Origin of the sequence: Tianweitania sp. (assembly GCF_032053605.1) — a bacterium.
Taxonomy (GTDB): Bacteria; Pseudomonadota; Alphaproteobacteria; order Rhizobiales; family Rhizobiaceae; genus Tianweitania.
In genome coordinates, this window is the sequence record NZ_DAMBUH010000036.1 from 352 (window position 1) to 786 (window position 435).

Here is a 435-nt window from a genome sequence, read left to right on the forward strand (position 1 = left end):
TGCACAAGCCGCTCGGCGATCTCGACCGGCTCAAGGTGGTGCTGGAGCACGACTGGGGTTTCAAGAACCTGCAGGTGGCGCACCATCTGCTGGCCGATGTTCAGAAGATCCTGCGAAAGGGCGAGTGGGGTGTGACGGCGGCAATCCACCGCGATCCCGAAACGGCGCAGCCGACGATCATCGCGCTGTGGCCTGGCCTCAAGAACGAGGCCTATGGTATCGCCTGCGATATCGGCTCCACCACGATCGCGATCCACCTGGTTTCGCTTCTGTCCGGTCGCATCGTCGCATCATCCGGCACGTCTAACCCGCAGATCCGCTTCGGCGAGGATCTGATGAGCCGCGTCTCCTATGTCATGATGAACCCGGATGGCCGCGAGGCCATGACGATTGCCGTCCGGCAGGCGATCAACGAGCTGACCGACAAGGTCTGCA

At 62.3% G+C, this 435-nt stretch carries 1 pseudogene; it reads left to right on the forward strand.

What is annotated here, in order from left to right:
* Positions 1–435: pseudogene (locus RTX98_RS10300) on the forward strand (drug:proton antiporter); the annotation flags it as partial.